The sequence below is a fragment of the Acidobacteriota bacterium genome (assembly GCA_039030395.1).
In the GTDB taxonomy this organism is placed as follows: Bacteria; Acidobacteriota; Thermoanaerobaculia; order Multivoradales; family JBCCEF01; genus JBCCEF01.
Window position 1 is genome coordinate 55,465 of the sequence record JBCCEF010000025.1, and the last position, 16,645, is coordinate 72,109.

The window sequence follows — 16,645 nt, forward strand, 5'->3', positions numbered from 1 at the left end:
CAAGCCGTCGAGGATTTCTTGCTAAGGGAAAATTCCCATGGCGTTGTACGCCACGCCCACCTTTTCGATCGCGTTCACGAAAGCCGCCGTACGCAAATCCACGCCGTTGTCCAAACGCTGACGTACGGCGCGGATCTCATCCAGAGCTTCGATCATCGTTTCTTCGAGCCCCGAATCCACGATGTCCGCCTCAGAAGCACCGAGCACCACTTCCTGATGGATCTTGGAGTCGAAGGCCTTTCCGGTGAGTTCCTCGATGGCTTTCAGCATGCGGGCGTTGGAGGCCTGCTCGAAGCGCCGGTTGAGGCGCCCGAAGCGAACATGGGAAAGGTTGCGCAGCCATTCGAAGTAGGACACGGTAACGCCGCCGGCGTTCAGATAGATGTCCGGAAGGATCAAAACACCGCGCTGCCGAAGCTGGTCGTCGGCTCCGGCGGTCACCGGTCCATTGGCCGCCTCGGCGACGATCTTGGCCTGGAGGCGAGGCGCATTGTTCTCGGTGATCACCCCTTCGAGGGCCGCCGGTACCAGGATCTCGCAATCGAGTTCCAGGGCATCGGTGGAGCGGGCCAGATCGGAGGCGCCTGAGTAGCCTAGGATCGAGCCGGTTTCCCGACGATGGCGGATCACATCGTCCACATCCAGCCCCTGGGGCCGGTGAATGGCGCCTTCGTACTCCGCCAACCCCACCAGCACCGCGCCGCCCTCCTGCAGATTGCGCGCCGCGTGGTAGCCGACGTTGCCGAGGCCCTGCACCACCACCCGCTTGCCCTCCAGCCCCGCTTCGAGTCCGAGCGCCTTCATCTCCTCGGGAGCGTTGCACAGCTCGCGAATTCCGAAGAAGACGCCTCGCCCGGTCGCCGCGTCCCGGCCGCGGATGCCGCCTTGCCCTACGGGCTTGCCGGTGACACAGGCCAGGGCGTCGAGCGGATCGTCGGTGAGGGAACCGTAGGTGTCGAGGATCCAGGCCATCTCGGTGGCGCCGGTGCCGTAGTCCGGCGCCGGTACATCAGTACCGGGGCCGATAAAGCCTTTGCTGTGCAGTTCGAAGGTGTAACGACGGGTTATGCGTTCGAGTTCTTCCGCCTCGAAGTCCTTGCGGTCGATCCGCACTCCGCCCTTGGCGCCACCGAAGGGTACGTTGACCACCGCACATTTGTAGGTCATCAGTGCCGCCAGGGCGCGCACCTCGTCCTCGTCCACCGTCGGCGCGTATCGGATGCCGCCCTTCACTGGCAGCTTGTGGTGGCTGTGCTCGGCCCGCCAGGCGCGGATCACTTTGATCGATCCGTCATTGCGACGGAGGGGAAACTCCATCGAGTAGGTGCGGTTGCAGATCTTGATCTGCTCGAGCAATCCGGGCGGTTGGTCTACATGATCCGCCGCCCGATCGAAGGCACGGTTGACTTGGTCGAGAAACGAACGGCCGCTGGTCATAAGAGGTCCACACTCCTTTAGGGTGGCTGGCTTGGCAAACGGGTCGAAGGGTAGTCTAACCGGGAGTCGCCCCCTGTCACGCATTCTTGCTTTGGGAGCTGGACCTAAGATAATCTTTGATCCTAGGTCCCCATGAATGAAGATTTTAGACAGGAACGGCCCCGTCCAGTGCGGTTGAGCCGAAGGGGCTATTTACGTCTTTGAATCAGCGCAGAAACGTGATCATCGAGTGCCGCCGCCGACCGGACCGATGATCGGGCTTCCACCGAGGTCGCGATGACGGCGGAGTTCAGCGTCACGGTGGGCTGCAACCCTACGGAGGAGAACGGAAATGTGGAGCAATAAGAGACACTTCAAGGCCATCGTGGGTGCCTTCGCGGTAGCCCTGCTCATGACCGGTGGAATCGCCTTCGCGGACGACGAGGCGAACGGCAGCTACCGCGATGCCGGTCGGGACCTGCAGCTCGGCTTCGGTCTTGGCCTGGTTGACCCGGAGGACACCGAGTCGGCGGAGATCTACTACTCGGCAGCCCTTCGTTTCCGCATCGGCAAGTCCTACGACGAACCGGTCTGGGACGGCGACTCCTATCGCGGCCGCCCGCCGGCGGACACCGGCATTCGCGGCTACCTGGAGCCGGAGGTCTCGTACTGGAAGGGTGAGAGCACCGGCATCGAAGATTCCGATTTGCTGGTGGGCTTGAACCTCATCGGTGTGGTGCCGACCCGCAGCGCCGATTACTTCCTCGGCGTCGGCTTCGGTGTGCACTTCCTCGACGCCACGGTCGATCCGTCGATCACCGGGCCGGGCGCCGATCTCGACGGTTCAGAGGAAGCCCTTGGCGGCAACCTGCAGGTGGGCGTGGACGTCAACATCGGCGAAAACATCGCGCTCTTCGGCACCGGCCGCATCGATCTCCTCGAAGGCGAACGCAACGAGCACCAGACCAAGGTGTACGTCGGCATCCGCTTCAAGCTTTAGCAGACTGCTGAATCCGCTTCGCGGAGATTTGCAGCAGTACTTGCATCAGTACTGCCAAAGCGGTCACTCCAAGGGGGGCTGGGCGCCCCCCTCACTCAAACAGCAAGCTTTTTGAAATTCACCCCCATCCTCGGCTGCTTCGCAACCGCCGAGGCCTTCGGTCTCGGTCGCAAGGCACTGACTCTGGTGGCCTTTTCGCCCCATGCCCACTTCTACAATCCAACCGGCGATCATCCTGGTCGCCCCGCAGCTCGGCGAAAACATCGGTTTCGTCGCCCGAGCGATGGCCAACTGCGCGCTGACGGATCTGCGCCTGGTGCGGCCGCGGCCGGCCTGGCCGTGCCCGCGGGCGCAGGCCGCCGCCTCCGGGGCCGACGCGATCCTGGAAGCCGCTAGGCTGTTCAACTCCACGGCCGAGGCGGTCGCGGACTTGCACCATCTGTGGGCCACCACGGCACGCCGGCGAGACATGGTGAAGCCGATCGCCACCCCCCGCCAGGCGGCCGAGACGATGCGCCGCACCGGCGCCGCGGGCGAAACCTGCGGCATTCTCTTCGGTCCGGAGCGCACCGGCCTCGACAACGACGACGTCGCCCGCGCGGACCACATCGTGGAGGTCCCCCTGAATCCTGAGTTCTCCTCCTTGAACCTCGGTCAAGCGGTGTTGGTGATGGCCTACGAGTGGTACCAGGCGGGGTGGGAACCCAGCGGAGCAGAGAACCTGCCGCAAAAGGCTCCAGGGGGCGACGACCGGCCGGCCACCCGGGCAGAACTCGAGAACTATTTCGAACACCTGGAGCAGGCCCTCGACGCCAGCGGCTTTCTGAACGTACCGGAGCGGCGCCCGACAACGGTGCGCAAGCTGTGGAATCTATTCCTGCGCGCCACCCCGACGGCGAGTGAAGTCCGCACCCTGCACGGCGTGGTGACCTACCTTTCCGGCCACCGCAAACAGAAAAGGTAGGCAGGCCAGGAATCCCTGGCCTGCCCGTCTCGCTCGGTGACTTTCCACCGCCGCTCAACGATTGCTCGTTGAATGGAAAGTCTCCTCACATCTTCTTAAGCGCCATCGGCCCGAAAAACCAATAGGCCGTCAGATAAAAAGAGGCCCGGCGCGATGCCGGGCCCCTTTGCCCTACACTTCAGATACTGAGCAAGTAGGCAAGGGGCCGCTTTCCCTGCACCTCGCCCCGAGCCCGAAGGCTAGGCGCCCCCGAACGAGGCGGCGGCGAGAGCCGCTGAGGATGGGGTGAGCCCTACGCGGGCCGCCGAAAAGCTGTGCTTTTCAGGGCGAGGGGGGCGCCCAGCCCCCCTTGAATGAGAATCAAGCAGCGCTGCTGAAATCATGGCCGAAGGCCTTCAGCAGTCTGCTAGATGTACGCGTCGAGTTCGGACCAGGGGTCCTCTTCGATCACCTTCTTGACGTCGTTCATGAAGTGATCCGCATCGGCGCCGTCCACCAAACGGTGGTCGTAGGTGATGTTGAAGTAGGACATGGTGCGGATCGCCAGGGTGTCGGCACCGTCGGCGTCCTGCCGCACCACCGGCCGCTTCTCGATGGCTCCGATACCCATGATCGCCACCTGCGGCTGGTTGATGATCGGAGTGCCGAACAGGCTGCCGAAGACCCCCGGGTTGGTGATGGTGAAGGTGCCGCCGGCAGCCTCGTCGGGTTTGAGCTTCTTGGTGCGCGCGCGGTCCGCCAGATCGTTGGCGGTCTTGGCCAACCCGACCAGGTTGAGTTCGTCCGCATCCTTGATCACCGGCACGATCAGACCTCGGTCGAGGGCGACGGCCATGCCCAGATTGATCCGCTTTTTGTACACGATGTTGGTGCCGTCGATGGCTGCATTGATCTGCTTGTGCTTCTTCAAGGCCGTGGTCACCGCCTTGAAGATGAACGGCATGTAGGTGAGCTTGGTGCCGTTGGCCTTCAGAAAACCGGCCTTGGCCGCCCGCCGGATGCGGTCCACCCGGGTGAAGTCGAAGTGAAACACCGTGGTGACGTGCGCCGAGGTGTCCTTCGAGTAACGCATGTGTGCCGCGGTGATCTGCCGAATCTTCGACATCGGCTCGATCTCCACCGGCTCATTGGGACCGTAGGGAGGCACCGAGAAACCGCTCGAAGGCTTGCTCGCCGGCGGCGGCGCCGGCTGACCGGGGGTCGGCGCCGTCGGCTGGTCCTTCTCAGAGGCGGCCTTTCCGCCGCCTTCGAGGTAAGCCATGATGTCCGCCTTGGTCACCCGGCCCTTGACGCCGGTGCCCTCGACATCGGCCAGATCAACCCCTTCTTCCTTAGCGATCTTGCGCACCAAGGGACTGGCGAAGCGACGGCCGCCGGGCCGCTTGTCGTCGTCCGAGTCATCCTCGGCGCCGGAGGCGTCATCGGCAGCGCCGGAGGCCTCGGAACCTTCACCGGCATCGGCGCCGGAGACCTCTTCAGCAGCCGGCGGGTCGGCGCTCTCGGCCTCTTTTTCGTCGCCGGCGTCGCCGGAGGCACCGGTGCTTTCGCCCTCTTCGCCGATCATCGCCACGACGGCGTCGACGGGAACCGTCTCGCCCTCCTGGGCCTTGATCTCGATTAGGGTGCCGGCGATCGGGCTGGGGATCTCTGCATCGACCTTGTCGGTGGAGATCTCGAAAAGGGGCTGGTCGCGTTCGACCTTGTCTCCGGGCTGCACCAACCACTTGGTGATCGTGCCCTCGGCGATCGACTCGCCCATCTGGGGCATCACGACTTCGGTAGCCATAAACTTCTCCCTCTGACTGCTCGTTTCCACCCTCAGGGGGGAACGTGGGTCTTCTCAGTAGCTTGAGAGCTGGCGCACCTGAGCCACCAGCTTCTCGACGTTCGGTAGATAAAAGGCTTCCATCGGCGGGCTGTAGGGTACCGGCGTATCCAAGCAGGTCAGCCGCTGCACAGGACCATCCAGCCACTCGAAGGCGGACTCGGCAATGCGCGCCGCCACCTCCCCGGCCAGCGAGCCCGTCCGAGGCTCTTCATTGAGTACCAGCACACGATTCGTCTTGCGCACCGTGGCGAGGATCGCCTCGTCATCGAGGGGCTTCAACGTCCGCAAATCGAGCACTTCCAGTTCGATTCCGTCACCGCTCAGGATCTCCGCCGCCTCCAGCGCGACGTGCAGCATAGCACCGTAGGTGATGACCGAAAGATCCTTACCCTCTCGGGCGATACGCGCCTTGCCAATGTCCACCGGAGCGGGATTCTCGGGCAGTTCCGCCTTCACCCTCCGGTACAGGTACTTGTGCTCGAAGAAGAGCACCGGATTGAGATCGTCGATCGCCGACCGCATCAGGCCGTAGGCGTCTGCGACGGTGGCCGGCGCCACGATCTTGAGACCCGGCGCGCGGTGGAAGAAACCCTCCGGGTTCTGGCTGTGGAAGGCCGAGCCGTGAACATTGCCGCCGCACGGCCCCCGCACCACCATCGGCACCGCCGGTCCCCAACGGTAGTGATTGGGCGCCGCGAAATTGACGATCTGGTTGAAGGCGCAAGCGATGAAGTCGATGAACTGCATCTCGACCACCGGTCGGCGACCCATCATGGCGGCACCGATGGCGGCACCGACGATGGCCGATTCGCTGATCGGTGTGTCGATCACCCGCTCCTCGCCGAAGCGCTCGAGAAATCCCTGAGTCACCCGGAAGGCGCCGCCGTAGGTGCCGATGTCCTCGCCGATCATGAACACCCGCTCGTCGCTCTCCATGGCGTCCCACATGGCGCGGCGGATCGCCGCCAGGTAGGTGACGGCACCCTCGCCGCCGGCCGCGGCGCTCATGCGAACACCCCTTCGAGGGCCCGTTCCGCCGGCGGGAAGGGGGACTCCAGGGCGAAGTCGACCTCCGCGTCGAGGGATTTTTCGATCTCGGCGGCGATACCGTCGAGCTCTTCTTGGCTCGCCAGCTCGGTGCTCAGCAGGTGCTTTTCGAAGCGCGCGATGGGATCCTTGGCAGCCCACTCTTCGAACAGCTCCTCAGGCACGTAGCCGGCGTCGTCGTGCTCGGCGTGGCCCTTCATGCGGAAGGTCTTGGACTCGATCAAGGTCGGTCCGCCGCCTTGGCGGCCGCGCTCGACGGCGCGTCGGGTCGCCTCGTAGACCGCCAGCACGTCGTTGCCGTCGACGATCTCGCCGGCGATGCCGTAGCCCACCGCTTTGGACACGATGTCCCGGCAGCGCATCTGCTTGCGCGTCGGGGTCGAGTAGGCGTAGCCGTTGTTCTCGGCGATGACCACCAGCGGTAGGTTCTCCACCGCCGCAAAGTTCATCCCCTCATGGAAGTCCCCGGTCGACGTACCGCCATCGCCGATGTAGGTGAGGGCCACCCAGTCCTTGCCCTCCATGCGACCCGCCAGCGCCACCCCGGCCATCACCGGAATCAAGGCGCCGAGCATCGAAATGGGCGCCACCAGGCCCCGTTCGAGGTCGCCGAAGTGGGTGTTGCCGTCCTTACCGCCGGTGGGGCTTGTGCCGCGGGCCATGTACTGGGTCATCACCTCGCGCGGCTGCACGCCGCGCACCAGCATGCTCCCCAGATTGCGGATGATCGGCCCCATGAAGTCGTCCGGGCCCAGGGCGTAGGCGCTGCCGACGGAGGTCGCCTCCTGGCCGTGGCCGGAATACAGCCCGCCCACCACCTTGCCCTGGCGGTAGAGGTTCGACAACCGCGCCTCGACCCGCCGGGTGAGGGTCATGAAGTGATAGAGGCGCTTCTGATCCTCAGGCCCAAGGGAAGTGGCGGCCAGGCGATCCGCCGACTCCTCTTGCGCCTTTGGATGGAGCGGCCCGAAGTTCTTGCTCATCGGATCAGGCTCACCCTTCTAGAAGTGGATCGCCGCACCGTGCGAAGCGTGCGCCGCTTCCATCACCGACTCGGCCAGGGTCGGGTGGGCGTGAACGGTGCGGAACAGCTCCTCGGTGGTCGTTTCAACGGACAGGGCGACGCAGGCTTCGGCAATCAGGTCCGTGGCGTGGGGACCGATGATGTGGACGCCGAGCAGTTCGTCGTATTTCTTGTCCCGCACCACCTTGACGAAACCGACGGTCTTGCCCTCGATGGCCGCCTTGCCGGAGGCGCTGAAGGGGAATTTGCCGATCGCCACCTCGTAGCCTGCCTCCTTCGCGGCCGCTTCCGTCAGGCCGACGCTGCCGACCTCCGGGTCGGTGTAGACCACCGACGGCACCTTGCCGTAGTCGAGGGGCCGGGTGGCGTGGCCGGCCATGTGCTCGACCGCCAGAATGCCCTCGGCGGAGGCCTTGTGGGCCAGCCAGGGACCGGCCACCACCACGTCGCCGATGGCGTAGATGTTGTCCACCGCCGTCTGCATCATCTCGTTGGTCTGGAGGTAGCCTTTTTCGGTGGTCAGACCGACTGCGTCGAGGCCGATGTTGTCGGTCACCGGACCGCGGCCGACGGCCACCAGCAGCATCTCCGCCTCCAGCGGATCGGCGCCTTCGAGATCCAACTTGACGCCCGTCTCGGTGGTTTCCACGGCCTTCAACTTGGTACCGGTCAGCGACTTGATGCCGCGCTTGCGGAAGGCCTTTGCGAGTTCGGAGGAGACCTCTTCATCCTCCAACGGCAGCAGCCGCGGCAGCATCTCCAGCAGCGTCACCTCGCTGCCGAAGGAGGTGAAGATGGAGGCAAACTCGGTACCGACGGCGCCGGCGCCCAAGACCGCCAGGGTCTTCGGCACCTTCGGCACCTTGAGCATGTGGTCGGAGTTGATCACCTTCTCGCCGTCGACCGGCGCGAAGGGCAGATCCCGCGGCACGGAGCCGGTGGCGATCAGGATGTTCGCCGTGGTGTATACCGACTTGCCCTTGCCGTCGTCCACCTCGACCTCGTTCTTGCCGACGATACGGCCGAAGCCGTGGATGCCCTTAACGTTGTTCTTTTTGAACAGGAACTGCACGCCGCCGGCATTCTTGTCCACCACCTTCTGCTTGCGCTGGTGCGCCTTGTCGAGATCGAGTTGCGGATCGCCCACTTGGATACCCAGGCCGCCGGCGTGGCGGATTTCGTCGAGCACCGACGCCGTGTGGAGGAGCGCCTTGGTGGGAATGCAGCCGCGATGCAGGCAGGTACCCCCGAACTTCGGGTCCTTCTCCACCACCGCCACCTTCAAGCCCAGTTGACCGGCCCGGATGGCGGCCACATAGCCGCCGGGCCCGCTGCCGATGATGATCAGATCGTATTCGTGTTCGGCCATTGATTCTCCCATCGCACGGCCTCACGCGGCCGTCAGCTCAATATCTCGTCGTATGCGCCGAAAAAGCGTATTCGTCAGTGGAATTCGTCAGAGGTCACCGCGCCGCGAGCTCGGCCCGAACCGCTAGCCTTGCGAAACCACGGGCTCTGCTCGGTAACGGTTCTTTCCGTCGGCCACCAGGCGCGCCAGGGGCACCTCCGGATCGTGCTCGAAGATCACCAGCCAGCCCTCGTCCGCCGCCCGTGGCAACCACTTCCGCTTGTTCTCGATCGTGGTCACGGGATACAGATCGTATCCCATCACCCACGGGTACGGAACGTGTGCCGCCGTCGGCACCAGATCGGTCAGAAACAGGGCCTGCCCGGCGCCGGTTCCGGCGGCCTCTCGGCCGTCGATCCGCACCACGCACATGCTGTCGTTGTGGCCCGGCGCGCGGAGCGCCTCGATGCCCGGCACCGGCTCGCCACGACCGTCGAATAGTTCGACCAATCCGGCCTCGAAGAGCGGCTCCCAGTTGCGCGGATCGTAGCTGGCGCGATCCCGCGGATTGGGATGGCGGGCGTGTTCGATCTCGCCGCGTTCGATCCAGTAGCGGGCCTTCGGGAAGGTCGGCACGTACCGATCTCCGGCGGCCCGGGTGTTCCAGCCGCAGTGATCGAAATGCAGGTGGGACAACACCACGTGGGTGACGTCCTCAGGCTCGTAGCCTGCCCGGCGCAGAGCCGCCGGCAGGCGCTCGGCGTCGTCGGCCATTCCGAAGATGGAGCGGAATTTGGCGTCGTTCTTGTCGCCGATGCCGGTGTCGATCAGCACCAGATCGTCACCCCGGCGGAGCAGCGGGCAGTGGGTGACCATGGTGATGCGGTTGGCCTCGTCCGCCGGCTTCTTGCGCTCCCACAGCACCTTCGGCACGGTGCCGAACATGGCGCCGCCGTCGAGGCGAAACTCGCCATCGTGGAGCAGGGTCAGGTCAAAGGTGCCGAGCTTGCGCTGCAGGAGAGGGGCGGGCGCACTCATCGCGGCGCAGCATACCAAGGAGGAATTGAAGCTCGACCTGTCTGAACCTAGGAACGAAACGGACACGCTTCTATGAGTAGAAACCTGGCGACGGAAGAGCGCCGGGTAGCAGGCAGACGAACAGGAGTGCCAATGGCAGGCAGGAAGACCGCCCCGGTCAAACCACACAAACGCTCGACCCCTTCGAAACCGGCCCAGAAGTCGCCGAAGCCCGGCCCGAAGACTGTTCCGGTGAAGCCGCACAAACGCTCACCACCGAAAGACTAGGTCGCCGGCAGGCCCACCGTGACCCGCAGATCATCCGACCGCAGGTGCCGCCGGGCGGCCTCCTCCACCGCCGGCCGGTCTATCCGGCGAAGGTTTTCTTCGCGCCAGCCGGGTCGGTCGAAGGGCAATCCCCAATGGCGCGCCATGGCTAGGAGATCGGCCCACTGGCGAGCCGTTTCGCGACCGAAGGGCAGACGGCCGAGGAGGTAGGAACGGGCGCTCTCCAGCTCGTCGTCGCGGATGCCATCGTCGATCACCCGGGCCAGCTCTTCCCGCACTCCGCGCTCCGCTTGAGCGACGGTGGCGGTGGAGGTTCCCACATAGGCCACCAAGCGGCCGGGATCGAGGCCAGCTCCGGACGCCATGTGGGCGCTCGTCGTGTAGGCCAGGCCTTCCTGCTCGCGAATTCGATCCGGGATGCGACCGGTCAGACCGGCGCCGGAGCCGAGGATCACCGACAGGAGATCGAGGGCATCGAAGTCCGGGTGATCCCGCGCCACGGTCAGGTGGCCCAACAGCAAGTGGGCCTGGTCGCCGGAACCGGACTCGAAGTACACCTGCCGGCGGCGTTCCGGCAAGCCCACCGGCGCGGCGGAATCTTCCAGAACATCGCCCTCGGCCCCGGACGGGCCGATCACCTCGCTGAGGACGGCGGAGGAAAAGAGCGTTTCCAGCCGGCGGTGCACCTGCCCCTCGTCGATCGCCCCGGTGACGGTGACGATCAGCGGCCCCTCGGCCAGGGCCGCCCGGTGAAAGGACCGGCAGTCGCCGACCGTCAAGGCCGCCAGCTCCTCGACTCCACCCTGCACCGGAAGGCGGCGGCGATTCGGGGTGTAGAGCTGCTCGGCGAATCCCCAGGCGGTGCGCACCTGCGGCTGGTCGCCCAAGCTGTCGAGTTCCGCCGCTGCCTGGCGGGCCAACCACTCGCCGCGGTCGGCCGGGAAGGCGGCCTCGAGCAGCACGTCGGCGGCTTGCTCCAAGGCCCATTCCCAGTCCGCCGCCAGGCCATCGAGGGCGAGCCCGTGGATCTCATAGGAACCGAAGCTCGAGAGGGAAAAGCCGCGCGACTCCACCTGCTCGGCGATCTGCCGAAAATCGCTCCGCGCCGTGCCTTCGGCGAGCAGGCGGCCGGCGATCAGGGCTTGACCGATGGCCGTCTCCCGCCGGGCGCCGCCGGAAATCCACACCCGCACGGCCACCACCGGTGGACCGTCGACCCGGCGAACAGCGATCACCGGCGAGGGCGCGGTGGTCGGCAAGGGCGGTTCGATCACCTCGGTCATGCGGCCTCCGCGGCCCGCGAGCGGCCGACCACACAGCCGCCGGAGGGATCGAGGTAGCGGCCGGCGACCTGCCGCAGGCGAGTCGCGTCGGCCGCCAGCAGAGCGGCCACCTGCCGTTCGAGGAAACCCCGCTCGAAGAGCGCCAGTTCGAAGCCCGCGGCCAGCGCCTGCTGGTGCACCCGCTCGTGCGAAAACACCCAGTCCGACCGCACCATCCGGCGCGCCCGCTCCAGTTCCTCGTCGCTCACTCCGGTGGCGGAAATCACCGCGTCGAGCTGTTCGAAGAGCACCGCCTCCACCTGCTCGATGGACCGACCCGGCACGACCTCGGCGGAGATCTGAAAATGCCCTGGATCGAGGGTTTCCCCAAGATCCACCTGCACCGCCGAACAAAGCTGCCCTTCGTCCACCAGCGCCCGCTGCAGGCGACTGGCGCGGCCGCTGGCGAGCACCGTCGCCAGCAGGCGCAGCGGCGGGTGATCGGGATGGCCGGCGGCGGGCGACCGGAAGGCCACCAGTAAACGCTCCACCTCCCCATGGCGCCGCTCCACCTCGTAGCGTCGCTCGAGGGCGATGGCGGGATCCGTTGCCCGGCGCTTCTTTGCTCCGGCGGCCAGGTGGCCGAAGGATTCCTCCACCGCCTCCAGCGCGTCCTCCGGCAGATCTCCGGCCAGCACCAGGACGGCGTTGTCCGGCCGGTAGTAGGCGCGGTGAAAGGCCGCTAGCTCCTCGCGGCCCATCGCCAACAGCTCCTCCCGACTACCCAGTACCGGCAGCCCGTAAGGGTGACGCGGGAACATCGCCCACTCGACCTGCCGGCCGAGGGCGTCCCAGGGATCGTCCTCGTACATCGCGATCTCTTCCAAAATCACTTGCCGCTCGCTCGCCACCTCGTCCTCGGCGAGAGCCAAGCCCGCCATGCGGTCCGCCTCGATCGCCAGAGCCTCCTGCCAGCGATCGCGCGCAAAGTTGAAGTAGTAGGCCGTGCCGTCGTGGCTGGTAAAGGCGTTGTTGGAGCCGCCCAGTTCCTGGGTGCGGCGATCGATCTCTCCGGCGCCGTACTTCCCGGAACCCTTGAACATCATGTGTTCGAGAAAGTGCGCCGCACCGCCCTGGCCGGCCGCCTCGTCGCGCGAACCGGCGCGGTACCACAGGGCAGTGGTGACGATCGGCGCCTGGCGGTTGGTCACCAGGCCGACGGTCAACCCGTTGTCGAGAGTCGCCACGCGCACCGGCACCGGCAACAGTTCAGAAGCGATGCCGGAGGGCATCGAAGGCTGGGTCATGGGAGATCAGTCCTCAACGTCGGCGAGGGATATGGGGGTCAGCTCAACGGTGATCCGCACCCGCTTCTCCACTGCCCCGGCGGTGGCCTCCACCAGAAAGTCACGGCGCATGTGATTCGGGGCAATCAGCGAGATGCGGTGTCGGCCGCGTTCCAAAGGAAGCCAGCGGTTGCGGCGCAGGCCGCCGGAAAACTTGCGCGCCGGGCCCTGAAATTCGCCGTCGACCAGCACTCGAGCGGTGGCAGGGGTCACCTCGAAGGCGACGGCGTCCTGCACTCGGTAAACGTCCAAGTCCGAGTCATCGAGTTCTTCCGCCGGGATCAGCTCCAGCCGGGCCTGGACGTTGCGCACCGCCGGGCCGTCGGCCTTCGCCCGCACCCGCAGGCGATGGTCGCGGGCGCCGGGGCGTCGGATGGTGAGGTCGTAGGTGCCCGGTCCGGGAAGCACGAAGGCCTGCCCCGGCGTGGCGTAGTCGGCGGCGCGGCCGATCACCCCGCCGTCGAGCAGCACGAAGGCGTCCGGCGGGAACACCCGGAAGGTCAAGGCGAGGCCAGATTCGATCTCGCCGTGGGCCGCAGGAGCCGATCGAGCGACCGGAATCCCCGCATTTTGTTCGTTCGCGGACGGCGGCGGAGGTTGTCGAGTGACCGACGGCGCAGGGTCTCGCGCCGGCGGCTCCCGTGGCGGGCGCGGGCCGGCGGCCGCTGGCGGTGTGGTCGCGGGACGCCGCTCGCTGTCCGGCGGGGTGGCGGCGGGCCGACGCGGCTCCTCCACCGGAGCGTCGGCCACGTTGCCCGCGGGAGGCAGGCGAGCCTCCTCGCCGAGCGGATCCGTCCGCGAATCCTCCGCGGCGAACTCCTCCCCTAAAACGTCAGGCTCTGTGGACTCCTGCTCTGGCTCCACCGAGACGGCGGAGGCCTCCAGATTGGGTTCAGAGGGATTGGGAGTCGTAGCGCCCCCAGTTTCTCTCCCCTTCGCTTCGGCCCGCCGCTCCTGCGGTAGCAGATGAGCTCCGGGACCGCGCAGGAACCAAGCGACGCCGACCAGCGCCAGCAGCGCCACCAGACCGAGACCCGCCAGCGCGATCAGTAGACCCTTCGAACTCTTGCGGGGCGGCACCGTCGTCGAGGGCGGTGCCGTCGAAGGTGCCGGAGGCGGCAAAGGCGCTGAAGGGGGAGGAGGAGGTGGAGCCGATGAGGGAACCGTGGGAGCCAGCGGTACCGGTGCCGTTTCCAAGCGGTGGGTTGCACCGGCCAGAGTCTCGCCGAGGGCGGTCTGGGACAGGCCCACCGCTACCAGTTCCTGACGCACCCGGTCGAGTGCCTCGGCGGCGTCGCGGGCGTTCGAAAACCGCTCGTCGCGCTCCTTCGCCATCAACCGCCGGGTGACCTCACGGAGCGACTCCGGCAGGTCCGGACGCAGTGCCTCCAGGGGCTTCGGCTCGGTCTGCAGGATCTGGTACACCAGGGTACTGATGGTTTCGCCGGAGAACGGCCGCTCGTTGCTCAACATCTCGTAGAGCACCACCCCGAGGGAGAAGAGATCGCAACGGCCGTCCAGCTCATCGCCCCGGATCTGCTCCGGCGACAGGTAGTGAGGACTGCCCAGGACCGAACCGGTCACCGTCAGCTCGGTCGCCTGGCCGAGAATCTTGGCGATGCCGAAGTCGCTGATCTTCACCTCGCCGTCACCATCGAGCATGATGTTGGATGGCTTGATATCGCGGTGGATCACCCCCTTGCGGTGGGCGTGATCGAGACCTTCGCAGGTCTGCTGGGCGATCTCCAGTGCCGCCCCGAGGGTGAGCGGCGGTGGCTCCCGCAGACGTACCGACAAATCCGACCCGGGCACATATTCGAAGGCCAGGAAGAAGAAACCGTCGTCCTCACCGGCGTCGAACAGGGTGACCAGCCGGGGATGGTTGAGGCTACCGGCGGTGCGCGCCTCCTGCATGAAGCGGCGCTGGCGCTCCTCCATCTCCTCTGGCCGAACCCCGAGAAAACGCAGCGTCTTGACGGCGAGCTGCCGGCCGATCTGCGGATCCTCGGCCAGGTACACCTCGCCCATGGAACCGGTACCGAGCAACCGGACAATGCGATAGCGGCCGAGGGTAGAGCCTGGGGAAAAGGTACTCAAAGCGGAAGATCTCGCGAATTGGAGCGCGATTCAGACCCGTCGATCTTATCGCGCCGACGACTCAGAACAGACCGGCGAGGGGCGGCGGCGTTACCGCCGATAGCGGTGCACCGAATGCTCCTCGAAACCGGCTGTCCCCCCGGTCCAGCGAAGCTGCCGGATCTCGGTGGCGCCGGCGTCGAGCTGGATGAGATTGCAGCTACTCACCCCCCGCTCCCCGCCCCGGCCGCGGGTGGAAGTGGTGGTTCCCGAATGGGCCACGATCACCGGCCGCCGCCCGAAGGCGTAGTAGTCCTCGGTGGTGCTGACGAAGGCCTGGTGCAGGTGGCCGGCCAACACCATATCCACCCCGCGGGACGACAGCACGTCGGCCAGCTCCCAGGCATGGGCCATCACCGTCTGCAGGCCGAAACGCGGTGCGGGAATCATCTCGTGATGGATCACCACCACCCGAAACCCCACCTCCGGCAAGTCGCGGAGCTGCCCTTCGAGGCGGTCGAGCTGGCGACCGGTGATACGACCGTGCTTGGTCGTCCAGTTGAAGGCGGTATTGACGCCAATCAGCGTCAGCCCCGGCAATTCCAGCACCGGTTCCAGCTCTTCCGAGAAGTGCCGCTGGTAGGCGCGATAGGGGAAAAACACCCGCTCCGCGAAAAAACCCCGATAGAGCGGCACGTCGTGGTTGCCGGGGACCGTCAGCACCGGCACCGTCACGCGATCGATGAACGCCCGGGCTTCCTGGAACTGTCGCGGCTTGGCTCGTTGGGTGAGATCGCCGGACACCACCAAGGCGTCCGGCTGCACATCTTCCACCAGCCGGAGGACTCCCTCCGCCGCTTCCGGCCGGTGTTTCGGCCCGAAGTGGATATCGGAGATATGCAGGAGCCGCGGCACGCGGGAGAGACGCTTCTTCTAGAGAGACGGGCGGATCAGTCGTCCGTGCCCAGAATGCGAGACACGCTGTCGCCGGCCTGGCGGGTGGCGAAGGCGGTGATCGCCGACAGCAGTTCCGAACCGCGATGGCGTCCGACGAGAAAGCCTCCCACTGCCACCAGGGCGAGGGACGGCAACGGATAGCGCCGCACCAGACGTTCCCAATCCACCGACTCCGGCACCACCTCGTCCACCCACTGGTCCGCCATCGCGCGATCATCGCCCATCGAACCGTTGTCGCTCACTCGCCGCGGCCCCGAAACAGCAGGCCGATCAAAAAGCCCGCGGCGGCCGCCACCACCACCGCCCGGCCGGGGTTGTCCTGCACGAAATCGTTCAGGTCGTCGGTCAGCGACCGCGCCTGGCCGCGCACCTGCTCGAAGCCGTCGCGCAACCCACGGGCCGCGGCTTCCGTCGAACGCTGGGCGCCGTCCTTCAACTCCGACGCGGCACGGTCGGCCCCACGGCGCACATCGTCCGATACCTTGCGGTAGGTCTCCTGTACCGTCTCGGCGGCGTCCTGGAAGCGCTCCCGCGCCTTGTCCACGGGCGATGCCTTCTCCGTCTTCTCCATCGAATCCATCCCTTCTCGGCGGGGCCTTCGAGCCCACGGCCGCTCAATCTTCACCGATTCCGAACGGCTCCAAGCCGCACCGCGTCAATGATACTCCAGGGACCGTCGGCGCGGAGGTCCGACTCGGTCCGCTCATTCTTGCCCATCCGCCGCCCCACGGATACAATGCGGCTCCCGTGGGGCAGTAGCTCAGCTGGGAGAGCACCACGTTCGCAACGTGGGGGTCGAGGGTTCAAGTCCCTTCTGCTCCACCATCTCCCTCCCTTTCAGGTCAGTCGATGGCGAAGCAGAAGCGCTTTGGTGTGCGCCAGCACGCCCGCGGGGCGCGCTGGCGGCACGGCAAGTCCAGCTAGGGAACTGGACCAGCTCCCTCCCGTTCAGGTCGGTCGATGGCGAAGCAGAAGCGCTTTGGTGTGCGCCAGCACGCCCGCGGGGCGCGCTGGCGGCACGGCAAGTCCAGCTAGGGAACTGGACCAGCTCCCTCCCGTTCAGGTCGGTCGA

General features: G+C 66.2%; 14 protein-coding genes and 1 tRNA gene. 3 read left to right on the forward strand and 12 right to left on the reverse strand.

Annotated features, from left to right (window positions below):
• Window positions 1-21: 21 nt before the first annotated feature.
• On the reverse strand, window positions 22-1,437 hold the full coding sequence (locus tag AAF481_17810; GenBank protein ID MEM7483034.1) for a Glu/Leu/Phe/Val dehydrogenase: 1,416 nt from the start codon (window positions 1,435-1,437) through the stop codon (window positions 22-24).
• Window positions 1,438-1,768: 331 nt separating this feature from the next.
• On the opposite strand from AAF481_17810, the gene AAF481_17815 reads away from it, so the two are divergent.
• Both AAF481_17815 and AAF481_17820 read left to right on the forward strand, forming a co-directional pair.
• The gene (locus AAF481_17815; GenBank protein ID MEM7483035.1) at window positions 1,769-2,416 is read left to right on the forward strand and encodes a hypothetical protein; all 648 of its coding nucleotides are present in this window, start codon (window positions 1,769-1,771) and stop codon (window positions 2,414-2,416) included.
• Between the two features lie 202 nt (window positions 2,417-2,618).
• Window positions 2,619-3,380 carry an RNA methyltransferase gene (locus AAF481_17820; protein MEM7483036.1) on the forward strand — a complete coding sequence of 254 codons (762 nt, stop codon included), beginning with the start codon at window positions 2,619-2,621 and terminating at the stop codon, window positions 3,378-3,380.
• 406 nt (window positions 3,381-3,786) lie between these two features.
• Here the strand turns inward: AAF481_17820 and sucB are convergent, their stop codons facing one another.
• The 11 genes from sucB to AAF481_17875 form a co-directional block, all read right to left on the reverse strand.
• Complete coding sequence (gene sucB, locus AAF481_17825; GenBank protein MEM7483037.1) at window positions 3,787-5,166, reverse strand: 2-oxoglutarate dehydrogenase, E2 component, dihydrolipoamide succinyltransferase; 1,380 nt, start codon at window positions 5,164-5,166, stop codon at window positions 3,787-3,789.
• Window positions 5,167-5,220: 54 nt separating this feature from the next.
• A complete protein-coding gene (locus AAF481_17830) occupies window positions 5,221-6,216 on the reverse strand; it encodes an alpha-ketoacid dehydrogenase subunit beta (protein MEM7483038.1) in 996 nt (331 codons plus the stop codon).
• Window positions 6,213-7,238 (reverse strand): thiamine pyrophosphate-dependent dehydrogenase E1 component subunit alpha, encoded by a 1,026-nt coding sequence (locus AAF481_17835; protein MEM7483039.1) that lies wholly within the window; start codon window positions 7,236-7,238, stop codon window positions 6,213-6,215. The genes AAF481_17830 and AAF481_17835 overlap by 4 nt, the downstream gene beginning before the upstream one ends.
• An 18-nt stretch (window positions 7,239-7,256) precedes the next feature.
• A complete protein-coding gene (gene lpdA, locus AAF481_17840; protein MEM7483040.1) occupies window positions 7,257-8,648 on the reverse strand; it encodes a dihydrolipoyl dehydrogenase in 1,392 nt (463 codons plus the stop codon).
• Between the two features lie 123 nt (window positions 8,649-8,771).
• Window positions 8,772-9,665 carry an MBL fold metallo-hydrolase gene (locus AAF481_17845; GenBank protein ID MEM7483041.1) on the reverse strand — a complete coding sequence of 298 codons (894 nt, stop codon included), beginning with the start codon at window positions 9,663-9,665 and terminating at the stop codon, window positions 8,772-8,774.
• 263 nt (window positions 9,666-9,928) lie between these two features.
• Window positions 9,929-11,215 (reverse strand): pitrilysin family protein, encoded by a 1,287-nt coding sequence (locus AAF481_17850; protein ID MEM7483042.1) that lies wholly within the window; start codon window positions 11,213-11,215, stop codon window positions 9,929-9,931.
• A complete protein-coding gene (locus AAF481_17855; GenBank protein ID MEM7483043.1) occupies window positions 11,212-12,501 on the reverse strand; it encodes a pitrilysin family protein in 1,290 nt (429 codons plus the stop codon). The genes AAF481_17850 and AAF481_17855 overlap by 4 nt, the downstream gene beginning before the upstream one ends.
• A 6-nt stretch (window positions 12,502-12,507) precedes the next feature.
• The gene (locus AAF481_17860; protein MEM7483044.1) at window positions 12,508-14,637 is read right to left on the reverse strand and encodes a serine/threonine-protein kinase; all 2,130 of its coding nucleotides are present in this window, start codon (window positions 14,635-14,637) and stop codon (window positions 12,508-12,510) included.
• A gap of 90 nt (window positions 14,638-14,727) precedes the next feature.
• The gene (locus AAF481_17865; GenBank protein MEM7483045.1) at window positions 14,728-15,531 is read right to left on the reverse strand and encodes a metallophosphoesterase; all 804 of its coding nucleotides are present in this window, start codon (window positions 15,529-15,531) and stop codon (window positions 14,728-14,730) included.
• Between the two features lie 35 nt (window positions 15,532-15,566).
• Entirely contained in the window at window positions 15,567-15,815 is a 249-nt protein-coding gene (locus AAF481_17870; GenBank protein ID MEM7483046.1) for a hypothetical protein, read from the reverse strand.
• A complete protein-coding gene (locus tag AAF481_17875; GenBank protein MEM7483047.1) occupies window positions 15,812-16,144 on the reverse strand; it encodes a hypothetical protein in 333 nt (110 codons plus the stop codon). Before AAF481_17875 ends, AAF481_17870 begins: the two co-directional genes overlap by 4 nt.
• A gap of 178 nt (window positions 16,145-16,322) precedes the next feature.
• On the opposite strand from AAF481_17875, the gene AAF481_17880 reads away from it, so the two are divergent.
• Window positions 16,323-16,398 (forward strand) — tRNA-Ala (locus AAF481_17880).
• Window positions 16,399-16,645: the final 247 nt, after the last annotated feature.

Coding starts and splice junctions, on each gene's coding strand:
- AAF481_17830 (MEM7483038.1), bottom strand. CDS start 6,216: ATGAGCGCCGCGGCCGGCGGCGAGGGTGCCGTCACCTACCTGGCGGCG.
- AAF481_17875 (MEM7483047.1), bottom strand. CDS start 16,144: ATGGAGAAGACGGAGAAGGCATCGCCCGTGGACAAGGCGCGGGAGCGC.
- lpdA (MEM7483040.1), bottom strand. CDS start 8,648: ATGGCCGAACACGAATACGATCTGATCATCATCGGCAGCGGGCCCGGC.
- sucB (MEM7483037.1), bottom strand. CDS start 5,166: ATGGCTACCGAAGTCGTGATGCCCCAGATGGGCGAGTCGATCGCCGAG.
- AAF481_17835 (MEM7483039.1), bottom strand. CDS start 7,238: ATGAGCAAGAACTTCGGGCCGCTCCATCCAAAGGCGCAAGAGGAGTCG.
- AAF481_17820 (MEM7483036.1), top strand. CDS start 2,619: ATGCCCACTTCTACAATCCAACCGGCGATCATCCTGGTCGCCCCGCAG.
- AAF481_17855 (MEM7483043.1), bottom strand. CDS start 12,501: ATGACCCAGCCTTCGATGCCCTCCGGCATCGCTTCTGAACTGTTGCCG.
- AAF481_17850 (MEM7483042.1), bottom strand. CDS start 11,215: ATGACCGAGGTGATCGAACCGCCCTTGCCGACCACCGCGCCCTCGCCG.
- AAF481_17845 (MEM7483041.1), bottom strand. CDS start 9,665: ATGAGTGCGCCCGCCCCTCTCCTGCAGCGCAAGCTCGGCACCTTTGAC.
- AAF481_17815 (MEM7483035.1), top strand. CDS start 1,769: ATGTGGAGCAATAAGAGACACTTCAAGGCCATCGTGGGTGCCTTCGCG.
- AAF481_17810 (MEM7483034.1), bottom strand. CDS start 1,437: ATGACCAGCGGCCGTTCGTTTCTCGACCAAGTCAACCGTGCCTTCGAT.